Source organism: Amycolatopsis sp. NPDC043887 (assembly GCF_056435665.1).
Genome location: NZ_JBWKEB010000006.1, coordinates 311276 through 326329 on the forward strand (window position 1 = coordinate 311276; position 15054 = coordinate 326329).

Below are 15054 nucleotides of genomic sequence, written 5' to 3' on the forward strand. Positions count from 1 at the left end.
GGGTTGCGGGTAGATCTGGGTGTGTTCGAACGGGTACACGAGGCGTTCGAGGAGCAGGCGAGAAGGACACCCCACCGCTGTGCGCTCGTCGCGGGCGACGAGCGGCTGAGCTACGCCCGGCTGGACGAGGTCGCGAACACGGTCGCGCACGCCCTGCTCCGCCGTGGGGTTGCTCGCGGAGACCTGGTCGGCGTGTGCCTGCGCCGCGGCCGGTGGCTGGTGCCCACACTGCTGGGGGTGCTGAAGGCGGGCTGCGCGTACGTCCCGCTGGACCCGTCCGCTCCCCCGGCGCACGGCGCGTCGGTCGTCGCGGACTCCGGACTGTCGCTGGTGGTGGCGGACGAACCGGATCCGGTCGCGCTCGCGGACGCCGGCGTGCCGGTGCTGGCCGTCGGGGACGTCGCCGCATCGCCCACGACCTCCCCCGGTGTCCCGGGTTCCGGCACGGACCTCGCGTACGTGATCTACACGTCCGGCTCCACCGGCAGGCCGAAAGGTGTCCAGGTCGAGCATCGCAACGTGCTCGCGTTGCTGGCGTGGGCGGCCGCGACCTACGGCGACGACGAACTGCGTGGCGTGCTCGGCGCCGCGTCGGTCTGCTTCGACGCGTCCGTCGCCGAGGTGTTCCCGCCCCTGGTGACCGGCGGGAGCCTGGTGCTCGCCGAGAACCTGCTCGCGCTGCCCGGACTGGCCGCACGGGACGAGGTGACGTTCGTCCAGGGCGTGCCGTCCGTGCTGGCGGTGCTGGCGCGCACACCGCTGCCGCGTTCGGTGCGGACCGTCGCGATCGCGGGCGAGGCACTGCACCGGTCGCTCGTCGACCGCCTCTACGCCAACGAGGGCGTGCGGCGGATCGTGAACTGCTACGGCCCGACCGAGGCGACCGTGAACTGCTCGTGCCACGAGGTCGCCCGGGACGGGATGGACGACCCGCCGATCGGAACCCCGCTTCCCGGCGCCGCGTTCTCGGTGCGGGACGCCGACGGTCGCGCGCTCGGCGACGACGAGGTCGGTGAACTGTGGGTCAGCGGGACGCTCGTGACCCGCGGGTACCTGGGGCAGCCGGAGCTGACGGCCGAGAAGTTCGTGGCCGACTCCCGCGGCGTCCGGCACTACCGCACCGGTGACCTGGTCCGGCGCCGCGACGGCGTGCACCACTTCGTCGGCCGCGCCGACGACCAGGTGAAGGTGCGTGGCTTCCGGATCGAACCGGGACAGGTCCAGGCGGCGCTCCTCACCCATCCGGCCGTCGGCAACGCCGTGGTGCTCGCGCCTGCCGACGAACACGGGGAGCGCAGGCTCGTCGGGTTCGTCGAACCGGCCGGTGACGGGGTGTCCGAGCCGGAGTTGTCGCGGTGGCTGCGGTCGCGGCTGCCCGCGCACCTGGTGCCGTCACGGATCGCCGTGCTCGACGCGATCCCGCTCGGCACGACCGGAAAGGCGGACCGGACCGCGCTGGCGGCGTGGGTGTTCGACCGCGGGGACACCGAGTACGCCGCCCCGGGCACCGAGGCCGAGCGGCTGGTCGCCGAGGTGGTCGCGACCGCGTTCGGGCTGCCGGGAATCGGTGTGCACGACCGGTTCTCCGAGTCGGGCGGGCACTCCCTCGCCGCGGCTCGTGCGGTCACGCGGCTGCGGGAGAGCACCGGCCGGGTGGTGACGCTGGCGGAATTCCTCTCCGACGGCACGGTGGCGGCGGTCGCGCGGCGGCTCGCCGACGCCCCGGCCGCGGCGTCCTCGGTGGCGCTGGAGGCACACCCGGACCGGGAGTACTACCCACTGACCGGCACGCAACGGGATCTGTGGACCCTCGCCCAGCTCGGCTCGACCGGCACGGCAACGACCGTCGCGTGGCGGCTGCGGTTGCGTGGGCGGGTTTCGGTGCCCGCGCTGCGGGCCGCCGCGGACGGAATCGTCGCGCGGCACGAGGTGCTGCGCGGCACGATCAGCGACCACGACGGCGAACCGGTCATGGTGGTGGGCCCGCCGGTGCCGGTGCGGGTGGACGTGCACGACCTGCGCGGGCTCGCCGACGCGAACCGCCGTGCCGGGGAACTGGCCGCGGCCGCCGCCCGGCACGCGTTCGACCTCACCCGGGACACGCCGCTCCTGCGGATCACGCTGCTCCGCCTCGCCGACGACGTGGCCGACCTGATCGTCGTGTCCGACCACATCGCCACCGACGGCGCGTCCATCGGCGTGCTCATGGCGGAACTGGCCGGCGCGCCCCTTGCTTCCTTCGCACAGGTCGGTGCAGTGGCGTTGCGGGAACGCGCGCTCGCGGAAGTGCCCGGTGAACGAGACCGGGTGGCGGCGTACTGGTCGGGCGAGCTGGCGGGAGCGATCCCGCCGGACGCCCTGTTCGACCGCGTCGTGCACGGACGGCGGCGTTTCGCCGGGGAGCGGATCAGCACGCCACTGCCCGAGTCGCTGGGGTCGGCGGTGCGCGCGCTCGCCGAAGCGACCGGGGTGACGCCGTTCGCGGTGTACCTGTCGGCGCTGGGGGTGCTGGTCGGCGAGCTGGTACGCGGCCAGGACGTGCTGCTGGGGATGGCGGCCGCGCACCGGGACCGGCCCGAGCTCGAACACACCGTCGGGCCGCTGGTCGACGTCCTGCCGGTCCGGTTACGGATCGAGGCGGGCACGTCGTTCCGCGACCTGCTGCGCGCGGCCATGACCACGGCGGCGCACGCCATCGACCATCAGGGCCTGCCCAGCGGTGAACTCGCCGGACTGTGGGGCGGCGACCGGCCGGCCGGGGTACCGCTCACGCCGGTGTCGATCGCGGTGCAGCCGGACGGCATCCCGCTGTCGGCGCACGGGCCGGACACGCGGCTGGACCTGCTCGGTGAGCTGCCGACCGGCGGCAGCCACACTCCGCTGACGGTGTTCGTGAACGCCACCGTGGGCGGCGCCGAGCTGATCGTCGAGCACGACCCGTCGTGGCTCGCCCCCGACCGCGCCCGCTGGTTCACCCGTTCCCTGCTGCACCTTCTGCACGCCGCGGTGTCCACACCGGACATCGCCCTGTCCGCGCTGTCACTGGCGGCGGACGGGGAACTCGCCGAGCTGACGTGGTGGGGAACCGGCCCCGCGCTGCCCGCCGACGACGCGGGTGGTGTGCCGGACGCGGTGTGGCGCAACGCTTCGAGGACACCGGACGCGGTCGCGGTGTCCGCTGAGGGCGGGCAGCTGACGTACGCGGAACTGGTAGGCCACGCCGACCGGATCGCGCGCGTCCTCGCCGCGGCCGGGGTGGCGGCCGGGGACACGATCGGAGTGTGCCTGCCGCGCGACGAGTTCCTGCCCGCCGCGTTGCTCGCCGTGTGGCGGGCAGGTGCGGGGTATCTGCCGCTCGACACCGAGCAACCCGTCGCGCGGCTGGCCCGGCTCGCGAGCGAGGCCGGCCTGCGGGTCGTGCTCACTCGTGGCGGCGCCCAGCCGGTGGCGTCGGAGATCGCCGACGCCGTGCCAGGCCTGTGCGTGGTCGGTGCCGACCGGACCGACGGAGTGCCCTTCGAGCCGGTGCTGCCGGACGGCGACGCACTCGCCTACGTGCTGTACACGTCGGGGTCGACCGGGCGGCCCAAGGGTGTCGAGATCAGCCACGCGAACCTGCACGCGTTCGTCCGGTCCCGCGGGCTCCGCCCCGGCATGACGCGGGACGACGCGATGCTCGCGCTCGCGCCGCTCGCCTTCGACGTGTCAGCCGAGGAACTGTGGTGGCCGCTCGCCACCGGCGCGCGCTGCGTCGTCGCCGATCGCGACAGCGCCGTCGACGGCCACCTGCTCGCGCGGCGGATCGCCGAGGGCGGCGTCACGGTCGTCGATCTGACCCCCACGAGCCTGCGGATGCTGCTCGCCGCGGGCTGGGCGGGTGACCCCGCGCTGCGGCTGCTGCTCGGCGGCGAGGTGCTCGACCCGGACCTCGCCGCACGAACCCTGCCGCTGGTCGGCGAGCTGTGGAACGGCTACGGCCCGACGGAGACCACGGTCGCGGCGACCGCGCACCGGGTCACCGGCCACGACCGGGACCGGGTCCCGATCGGTTCGCCGACGCCGGGCGCCCGGCTGTACGTCATGGACGAGGCGGGCAGGCTCGCGCCGCCCGGCGCGATCGGTGAGCTGTGGATCGGTGGCGCCGGTGTCGCGACCGGCTACCGGGCACGGCCCGAACTGACCGCGTCCGCGTTCGTCGACGACCCCATGCGGCCAGGCGAGCGCTGCTACCGCACCGGCGACCTGGTCCGGTGGCGGCCGGACACGGCACCAGTGTCGCGTGACCCTGCTTGCCTTACGCCGCTGCGGCCCACGCGGCCCCTTGCTGCGTCGGAGAAAAGCCCAAGTACGTCCAGTACGAGCGACTTTTCTCCGTCTTGCCAGGAACCACGTGGATCCACAGCGGACGCAAGGCAACAGGATCACGCGACACTGGAGTTCCTCGGCCGCGCCGACAATCAGGTGAAGGTGCGCGGCAACCGGTTCGAGCTCGGCGAGGTCGAGTCGGTGCTGCGCGGACTGTCCGATGTGGACGACGCGGCGGTGACGGTGGCCGCGGACGGCGTGGACGCGCACGTGATCGGCTACCTCACCCCCGCGACCGTCGACGCGGCGGCCGTCGAGCGACAGGCGCGGCGGCTGCTGCCCACGTACATGGTGCCGAGTTCGTGGCGCACCCTGGACACGCTCCCCTTGCTGCCCAACGGAAAGCTCGACCGGCGCGCGCTCCCGTCGGCGCCCGTCGCCCGACCGGCCGCGACCGCGCCGCTGTCGGATGCCGAGGCGGTGGTCGCACAGGTGTGGCGGGAATGCCTCGAACTCGACGAGAGAATCGGCCCGGACAGCGACTTCTTCGCGCTCGGCGGCCGGTCGCTGGCGGCGACCAGGGTGGTCGGCCTCCTGCACACCCGGCTGAGACGCCGGGTCACCGTCCGCATGGTGTTCGACCACCCGGTGCTCGCCGACTTCACCGCACGGCTCGACGAGGAAGCCGCTTGCGACGACCGCCCGCTCGTCGTCCGCACGGACCCGGACGCACCCGCGCCGCTGTCTTCGGCGCAGCGCATGCTGTGGTTCGCGGCGAAGCTCGACCCGGGCAGCGCCGCCTACAACTCCCCCACCGTGCTGCGGATCCGGGGCGTGCTGGACGAGTCGCGGCTGTACCGCGCGATCCGTGCGCTCACGGCTCGCCATCACGTGCTGCGCAGCCGGTTCACCGAGATCGACGGGGAGCCGGTCGCGCTCCTCGGGCCGGTCGATGCCATACCACTGTCCACTGTAGACATTACAGAGCCGGAGACGGACGCGGCGGTGGCGGCCGAGATCCGGCGGCCGTTCGCGCTGGACGGCGCGCCACCGCTGCGCGTGGTCCTGTTCCGGCTCGCACCGGACCACCACGTGCTGACCCTTACCTGCCACCACATCGCCACCGACGCGGTCTCCCAACGGCTCCTGCTGTCCGAAGTGGACCAGTTCTACCGCACGGAACCCGACGACTGGCCGTCGCCACCGGCGATCCAGTACGCCGACCACGCCACGCGGGAACGCGAACAGGACCGGCCCGAGGGGCTCGACTGGTGGGAACGGCAGCTGGCGGATTTGCCCGCGTTGCGCCTGCCCGCCGACCGGCCCCGCCCCGCCGTCGCGGACTGGACGGCCGACGAGGTCCCGGTCCGGCTGTCCCCGCTCGTCACCGGCCGGGTCCACGCCCTGGCGAACGACACCGGGACCACCCCGTTCACGATCCTGCTCGCGGCCTGGCAGCTGCTGCTCGCCCGGCTGGCCGGAGTACGGGACCTCGCGGTCGCGGTGCCGCACAGCGGCCGCCGCTCCGCCGAGCTGGCCAGGATGGTCGGCTTCTTCGTCGACACCGTGGCCGTCCGTGCCGACCTCGGGGCCGACGCCCGGTCGGGCCTCGACCTCGTGACCAGGACACGCGACGCGGTACTCGACGCGTTCGCGCACGCCGACGTGCCGTTCGACGAGGTCGTGCGGCGGCTCGCGCCCGAGCGGGACGCGGCGAGCACCCCGGTGTGCCAGGTGATGATGAACGTCCTCGACGAGCAGCCGACCGCGGCGCTCGGCGACCTGGCCGTGACGGTGCTGCCGCAACCGGTCGCCACCGCGTTGTACGACCTGAACCTGGACCTCGCCCGCACCGGCGACGGCTACACCGGCAGGCTCGTGTTCCGCACCGACCTGTTCGACCGGACCACGATCGAACGCTGGGCCCGCTGGTACGGCACCCTGCTGGACCGGCTCACCGCCGATCCGGGCGCGGCACTGTCCACACTGGACATACTGGACGACGCGGAACGCGCCGAACTGCTCGCCTGGGGCACCGGTAAACCTTTGCCCGCCACGCGAACCGTGGTGACCGACGTGCTCGCGCAACGGCCGGACGCGGTGGCGACGTCGTCGCCTGCCGGGCGACTGTCCTATGCGGACCTGGCCACCTGGTCGGCACAGGGCGCCCGCGGTCTGCTCGCCGCGGGTGTCACCACCGGGGAGGTGGTCGGCGTGTGCCTGCCCCGCGACGAATACCTGCCCGCCGGGCTGCTCGCGGTGTGGCGGGCGGGTGGTGCGTATCTGCCACTGGATCCCGGCCATCCCGCGGACCGGATCGCGGCGCTCGCCGCCGACGCCGGAATCCGGGTCGTCGCCGCCCGCGGCCACGCGCTGGAAGTGGCCCGCGCCGCGCTGCCGCACCTGACCGTCGTGGACCTCGACACCCCCGTCACGGACACTCGCGCGCTGCGAGAGCCAAGCCAGGACGACCTCGCCTACGTCCTCTACACGTCCGGCTCGACCGGCAGGCCGAAGGGCGTCGCGGTCACGCACGGGAACCTCTCCGCGCTGGTCCATGCCTTCCGCGAAGTCACCGACGTGCGGCCTGCCGACACGTGGCTCGCGGTGGCGCCGCTCGTGTTCGACACGGCCACCGGCGAGATCTGGACGACGCTGACCGCGGGCGCGCACTGCGCGATCGCCGACCGGGACTGTGCCGTCGACGGACACGCGCTGGTACGGCGGCTCGTCGCGACCGGCGCGACCCGGTTCAACCCGACCCCGACCACCTTGCGGATGCTCGTCGCCGCCGGACTTCCCGATCTGCCGGGACTGCACGTGCTCTCCGGCGGTGAAGCCCTCGACGTCGCACTGGCACGGCAGCTCACCGCCCGGGTCGCGAGCGTGCGCAACTGCTACGGCCCCACGGAGACCACCATCACCGCGACCACCCATCTCGTGACCACCGCCGACCTGGCCGCCGACCGGCCGCTACCGATCGGCGGACCGATCCGCGGCACCCTGCTCACGGTCGTCGACCCGTTCGGCCAGGCCGCGCTTCCCGGCGCGGTCGGCGAGTTGCGCATCGGCGGCGCTGGCGTGACACCGGGCTACCGAGACCACCCGGAGCAGACCTCGGCCGCCTTCGGCACCGACCCGTTGCACGGGGTCCGCTCCTACCGCACCGGCGATCTGGTCCGCTGGCGCGCCGACGGCGTTCTGGAGTTCCACGGCCGCGCCGACCACCAGGTGAAGATCCGCGGCAACCGGGTGGAACTCGGCGAGGTGGAGCATGTGCTGCGCACGGTCGCCGGAGTGACCGACGCGGTGGTCGTGGTGCGTGCTGGGGAAGGCGAACCACATCTCGTCGGCTACCTCACTCCGTCCATTGTGGACACCGAAGCGGTGGCGGCCGTGCTGCGCGGACGACTCCCCGACTACGCGGTGCCGCACCGGTGGGTACCGCTCGACGCGTTCCCGGCCACGGCGACCGGCAAGGTGGACCGCGCCGCGCTGCCCGCACCCTCGGCACCGGCGCGACCGGACAGCCCACCGGCGTCGGCGGTCGAGGAGCTCGTCGCGGTGATCTGGGCCGAGGTGCTCGGCCGAGAGCGGGTCGGCGCGCTGGACGACTTCTTCGGCCTCGGCGGACATTCGCTCGCCGCGACCAAGGTCGTCGGCCGCCTCGGCGAGGCGCTCGGTTTCGCCGTCCCGGTGCGGTGCCTGTTCGACCGGCCGGTGCTGCGGGAGTTCGCCGCGGAACTGGAACGGATCGCGATGACCGCACTGGCGGAGGACGACGCCATCGGTGTCCCGACGGGGAGCACGGTATGACCGACTCGCTGGCCACTCCCGCGCAGCGACGCATGCGTGAGCTGCTCGCCGACCGTGCCACCGCCGCACTGCGTGGCGGCGCCCCCGCCGCGGAGCCCGCCATCCCCCGGCTCCCCCGCGACGGGTCGCCGGTGCCGCTGTCGCCCGCGCAGGCCAGATTGTGGTTCCTGGCCCGCTTCGAACCCGGCGGCCACGCCTACAACCTGCCGCTCGTGCTCGAGCTGACGGGACCGGCCGACGAGACCGCGCTGCTCGCCGCGGTCCGTGACGTCGCCGACCGCCACGACGTGCTCAGCGGCGTGTACCGGGAGATCGACGGCGAGCCGATGCGGTGCGCCGGGCCCGCCGTCCCGGTGTCCACTGTGGACGTCACGGCGGCGGAGCTGGACGCTGCGGTGGCCGCCGAGGCCACCCGTCCGTTCGCGCTCGAGGACATGCCACCTATGCGGGCCGTGGTCTTCCGGGTCACCGCCGACCGGCGGGTGCTGGCGTTGACGTTCCACCACATCGCGATGGACGCCCCGTCGGTCGCCGTCGTGCTCGACGACCTCGCCGCCTGCTACGCGGCCCGCCTCGGCGTCCGCGACCTGCCGCCGCCACCGGCTCTCCAGTACGCGGATCTGGTGGCGTGGAACGGTTCCAGGCCGGACACCGCCGAGTCCGGCCTGGACTGGTGGTCCGAGCGGCTCGCCGGGCTCCCTCCGGTGCTGGAGCTGCCGACCGACCGGCCCCGTCCGGCCGTGGCCGGGGACGAGGGCGCCGAGGTCGAAGTCGAAGTGCCCGCCGCGCTCACCGCGCGGCTGCGGGAGATCGGCCGCACCACCGGCGCCACCCCGTTCATGGTGTTCCTGGCGTGCTGGCAGACCCTGCTCGCCAGGCTGGCCGGGACGACCGACGTGCCGGTGGGGGTACCGGAGTCGGGCCGGCGCCATCCGGACGCCGAACGGGTCGTCGGCTGCTTCGTCGACACGCTGGTGCTGCGCACCGACCTGGCCGGGGCGACCACCGGCCGTGAACTGCTCGCCGCCGCCCGGGACACGGTGCTCGACGCGTTCGCGCATACGGACGTGCCGTTCGAGCGGATCGTGGAGCGGGTCGCGCCCCGGCGCGGGCTCGACGCGTCGCCGGTCTTCCAGGTCATGCTCAACGTGCTCGACGAACCGTCGCGGGCACCCGAGCTGCCCGGTCTGGCCGCCCGGGTCACCGAACCGCCGGTGCGCAGCGTCAAGTACGACCTGAACCTCGCGCTGTCCCGGTCCGGCGATGGCTATTCGGGCGGGCTGGCCTACCGCACCGACCTGTTCGACCGGGGCACCGCGGAGCGGATCGCCCGCTGGTTCGTCACGCTCGTCGACGGGATCACCGCGGACCTCGACCGGCCGGTGGCCGACGTACCCATCGAGGTCGTCACCTCCCCGGCGCTGGCGGGACCGGAACCGGAGCGGACCGGACTCCGCCCGGTGCACACGCTGATCGAGGACACCGCCGACCACTGCCCGGACCGGGTCGCCGTGGTCGGCGCGACCGGCACGCTCACCTACCGGCGGCTCGACGAACGCGCCAACCGGATCGCGCACCGGCTGCGAGCGCTCGGCGTCCATGCCGACGAGCCGGTCGGGCTGCTGCTCGAACAGGGCACGGACGTGGCGTGCGCGGTGCTGGGCATCATGAAGTCCGGCGGCGCGTACCTGCCGATGGACACCACCTATCCACAGGCGCGGGTGGCCGCCATCCTCGCCACCGCGGGCGCGCGGATCCTGCTCGCCGAGCCAGGCCTCGACATCACCGTTCCCGGGGTCACGGTGCTGACCGTCGACGATGCGGTCGCTGCCCAGCCCAGCACCCGGCTGGACGTCCCGGTCGCGGGGCACGACCTGATCCACGTGATCTTCACGTCCGGTTCGACCGGTGCGCCGAAGGGGGTCGCGGTCGAGCACCGCAACGTCGCGCACTACCTGTCGGGCATGCTGCCCCGGCTCGGCGACGTGGCGGGCGCGTCGTTCGCGGTCGTCTCCACCCCGGCGGCCGACTTCGGTCTCACCTGCGCGTACGGCGCGCTGACCACCGGCGGCACCGTCCACCTGGTCGACCGGGACACCGCGATGGATCCGGAAGCCTTCGCCGGGTATCTGGCCGAGCATCCGGTCGACGTGCTCAAGTGCGTGCCCAGCCACCTGGAACTCCTTGCCCGGCATGGAGATCTGGCCTCCGTGCTGCCGAGGCGGCTGCTGATCCTCGCCGGCGAGGCGTGCCCGTGGTCGCTCGTCGAGCGAGTCGAGGCGGCCCGTCCCGGTCTGCGGGTGCAGAGCCACTACGGGCACACCGAGAGCACGATGATCTCGATGACGTGCGACGTGGCGGCCGTCCCGCCGCCCGAGCGCACCGGATACGTGCCACTCGGCACGCCACTGCCCGGGGTCGTCGGCCATCTCGTCGACGCGCGCGGCGCGGTCGTGCCCGACGGCATGACCGGCGAACTGGTGATCGGCGGGCCGCAGATCACCCGCGGCTACCTGGGCGACGACACGCAGACCGCGGCCCGGTTCGTACCCGATCCGCTGGGCACCGGCGTGCGGTGCTTCCGCAGCGGCGACCTGTTGCGTGTCCGTGCCGACGGCACCGTGCAGTTCCTCGGCCGCGCCGACGACCAGGTGAAGGTGCGCGGCCACCGGGTGGAACTGGGCGAGGTCACCGCCGCCCTCCGCGACGTCGACGGGGTGGCCGAGGCCGTGGTGCTGCCGGTCGGCGCCGGTCTGGACCGCAGGCTCGCGGCGTGGTTGGTGCCCGCGCCGGGTGCCGATCTCGCGGTCCCGGCCGTGCGGCGGGCGCTGCGTGACCGGTTGCCGGACTACATGGTGCCGGGCTCGCTCTCGATCCTGGACCGCTTGCCGCTCAACGCGAACGGCAAGATCGACCGGGCGGCGCTACCCGACGCGGCCGAGCGGGAGCCTGCCGCGCGGCGGCCGGTGGCGACCCCGGCCGAGCGGCTCGTGGCGCGGGTCTGGGGCGACGTGCTCGGTGTCGCCGACGTCGCCGCTGACGACGACTTCTTCGCCGTGGGCGGTCATTCCTTCGCCGCGGTGCGCGTGGCGGGACGGCTGGGAGAGGCGCTGCGCCGCGACGTCGCCGTGCGCACGGTGTTCGAGCACCCGGTGCTGGCCGACCTCGCCGCCGCGCTGGCCGCCGACCCGGGCGGCGTGTTCGGCGGGGCGCCCATCCCCGTGCGGCCGGACCCCGAAGCACCCGCGCCGCTGTCGTCCGCGCAGGCGCGGCTGTGGTTTCTCGAACTACTCGGCCCGGGGTCGGCCTATCACGCCGATCTCGTGCTGCGGCTGCGCGGGCCGCTGGACGCGACGGCGATGGCGCTCGCGGTCCGGGACGTCGCCGCACGGCACACCGTCCTGCGCAGCGTGATCGAGGAGCGGGACGGCACCCCGGTGGCCGTGCCAGTGCCCGCCGACCGCGTGCCCGTGTCCATTGTGGACATCGCGGCCGACCGGGTGGACGCGGCGTGCCGGGCCGAGCTGGCGCGGCCGTTCGCGCTGGACCGGCAGCCGCCGCTGCGGGCTTCGCTGTTCCGGATCGCCGCCGATGAGCACGTCCTCGCGCTCACCGTGCACCACATCGCGACGGACAACTGGTCGCGCGGCGTCATCGGCAAGGACCTCGCCGACGCGTACGCCGCCCGGCTCGCGGGATCGGCACCCGACGCGGCCCTGCCCGTCCAGTACGCGGACTACGCCGCCTGGCTGGCCGCCCGCGGGCGCGACGAGGACCTGGACTGGTGGTGCGACCGCCTGTCCGGGCTGCCGCCGCTGCTCGCGTTGCCGACCGACCGGCCCCGCCCGGCGGTGGCCGACTGGTCCGGCGGGCACGTCCGGTTCGCCCTCCCGGCCGCGCTCACCGCACGCGTCCGGCAGGTCGCGGCCGAGGCGGGCGTGACGCCGTTCATGGTGCTGCTGGCCTGCTGGCAGGAACTGCTCGGCCGCCGCGCCGGGACCGACGACGTCGCGGTCGGCGTACCGGAGTCCGGACGGCATCACCCGGACGTCGAGTCGACGGTGGGCTGTTTCGTGAACACGCTCGTATTGCGCACGGACCTCGGCGGCGACCCGACCGTGCGCGAGTTGCTCGGCCGGTCCCGCGAGACCGTGCTCGGCGCGTTCGCGCACGCCGAGACACCCCTCGAAGGGATCATCGAGCGGCTGCGGCCGGAGCGGTCCGTGGCCGCGACGCCGATCTTCCAGGTAGTGCTGAACGTCCTCGACCAGCCGGCGACACCGCCCGCCATCCCGGGTGTCGAAGTGACGGCCGTCCGCGACGCGGGCGAACAGGTGAAGTTCGACCTCAGCATGGTGCTGGTCAACGACGGCGACACCTACCTCGGTGGCCTCGCCTACCGGGCCGACCTCTTCGACGCCGGCACCGCGGAAGGGATCGTCGCCGACTTCCAGGCACTCCTGACCGGCTTGCTGTCCAATGTGGACCAGCCGGTCGCCGCGGTCGGCCCGGCCCGCGCCGGGTCCCGCCCGGTCACCGAGCCCACCGACAGGCCCCTTGCCGCGCCGGTGACCGGATCGGGCGCGCCGGAAACGCCGACCGAGCAACGCGTCGCTAAGGTGTGGGCACAGGTGCTCGATGTACCCGACGTCCGTGCGGACGACGACTTCTTCGCCCTCGGCGGCCATTCGTTCACCGCGGTCCGCGCGGTCCGGCTGATCGACGAGCGGCTTCGGGTCATCGACCTGTTCCTGCACCCGACCGTCCGCGAACTGGCGGCTCATCTCGACGCCGGGCAGGAGACCGGCGACGGGCGCCTGCTGCACCGTCTCTCCCCCGCCCGCGCGGGCACACCGGACGTGACGCTCGTCTGCGTGCCCTACGGCGGCGGCTCGGCCGCGGTGTTCCAGCCTCTGGCCACCGAACTCGCCGCCGCCACACCGGACATCGACCTGCTCGCCGTCGAACTGCCCGGACACGACGTGGCCCGGCCCGACGAGGCGTTCCGCACCGTCGACGAGGTCGTGGACCTGCTGGCCGACGAGATCGGCCGGACCGTCACCGGCCCGGTCGCGGTGTACGGGCACTGCGTCGGCTCCGCGGTGGCCACCGCGCTCGCCGCCCGGCTCGAAGCCGACGGCCGCACCGTCGCCGGAGTGATCGTGGCGGGCAGCTTCCCCTCCGCACGCCTGCCGGGCAAGCTTTCCGCCTGGCTGCAGCGCCGGTTCCCGCGCGAACGCTGGGTGGCGGACCGGCTCTACCGGGACACGCTGCGGGCCACCGGCGGACTGCTGGACGACATGGACGAGACCGCGAGCGCGGCGATGCTGCGTGCGCTGCGGCACGACGCCGGACAGGCGCAGGCGTGGTTCGGCGGCGCGCTCGACCCGGACGCCGGGCGGACGCCCCGGCTCACGGCGCCGATCCTGTGTGTGGTCGGGTCGAGCGACCCGGCGACCGAGCTGTACCAGGAGCGGTACCGCGAGTGGGGTGTGTTCGCCGACCGGGTCGAGCTGGCCGTGCTGCCCAGGGCCGGGCACTACTTCCTGCGCCACCAGGCCGCCGACGTCGCCGCACTGCTGCGGGACCGGCTGCCCCGCTGGGCCGCCGGTGACCTGCCGCCGGAAGTCGGCGACGTCCCGGTCGCCGCGACCGCGACCCGGCGCGGGCTCCGCGCGTTCTACACCGTGGCGGGCGGCCAAGCCGTGTCGATGATCGGCAACGAACTGAGCGCGTTCGCGCTCGGCGTGTGGGCCTACCAGCTCAGCGGACGCGTCATCGACCTCGCGCTGGTCGTGTTGCTCGCCCGCGTGCCGAGCATGCTCCTGACCCCGGTCGGCGGCGCGCTCGCCGACCGGGTGGACCGCAGGCGGATCATGCTGTGCTGCGACCTGACGAGCGGCGCGGCGATGGCCGCGCTCGCCGTGCTGGTCGCCTTGGGACGGCTCGACCTCGTGGCCGTCTGCGTGATCGTCGGGGTCATGTCGGTGGCGTCGGCGTTCCACCGGCCCGCCTACCTGGCGGCGATCGCCCAGCTGGTGCCGAAGCCGTACCTGCCGCAGGCCAACGCGCTCGCCGACATGGGCGCCGGGCTCGGCACGATACTCGGGCCGGTCCTCGGCGGTGTCCTCATGGGACTGTCCGGACTGACCGCGGTCGTCGTGGCCGACGTCGCCACGTTCGCGATCGGGGTGACCACCCTGGTACTGGTGCGGTTCCCGAACCGGATGTTCTTCACCCAGGCCGAACCGTTCGCGAGGGCGGTCACCGGCGGATGGAAGTTCGTGCTGCGCCGCAAACCGCTGCTGGTGATGATCGGCTACTTCGCGGTGGTCAACTACTTCACCGCCGTGATGTGGGTGGGGCTCACCCCGCTGGTCCTGTCGATCGGCTCGACGGGCGAACTGGGTGTGGTCAGTGCCGTCGGCGGGATCGGCGCCGCGGTCGGCGCGCTCGTCGTGGTCACCTGGGGCGGCACCACCCGCCGTGCCACCGGCATGATCGCGTTCGTCATCGGCTCCGGGCTCGGGGTGGCGCTGATGGGGGCGTGGCCGTCGGTGTTCGTGGTCGCCGCCGGCCTGTTCGTGCGGCTGGCCTGCATGAGCATCGGCAACGCGCACTGGCTGTCGATCGTCCAGACGAAGGTCGGCCAGCAGCTGCAGGGCCGGGTGCTGGCGATCAACGTCATGCTGGCGACCGCCATGCAGCCGCTCGGGTTCCTGACCGCGGGACCGCTCGCCGACCGGCTCGGCGGCTTCGCCACGCTGATGGTGGTCTCCGGTGCCGTGCTGGTGGTGTGGGGTGTGCTCGGGCTGCGGTACCGGCCGCTGCGCGACATCGAGGACCTGCTGCCGGACGCGGCGCCACCGGCGGAGATCGACGCCGACCTCGACCGGGTGCAGGCGCTCGCCGACCGGAATCTGGCGCGGTGAC

Annotated in this window: 2 protein-coding genes; both read left to right on the plus strand. The window is 73.8% G+C overall.

Features of this window, described 5'->3' with window-relative positions; genetic code table 11:
* The first annotated feature begins 21 nt into the window (after positions 1 to 21).
* Positions 22 to 8121 carry an amino acid adenylation domain-containing protein gene (locus tag AC069H_RS18585; protein WP_478233139.1) on the plus strand — a complete coding sequence of 2700 codons (8100 nt, stop codon included), beginning with the start codon at positions 22 to 24 and terminating at the stop codon, positions 8119 to 8121.
* The gene (locus AC069H_RS18590; RefSeq protein ID WP_478233140.1) at positions 8118 to 15053 is read left to right on the plus strand and encodes an amino acid adenylation domain-containing protein; all 6936 of its coding nucleotides are present in this window, start codon (positions 8118 to 8120) and stop codon (positions 15051 to 15053) included. The genes AC069H_RS18585 and AC069H_RS18590 overlap by 4 nt, the downstream gene beginning before the upstream one ends.
* Position 15054 lies beyond the last annotated feature (1 nt).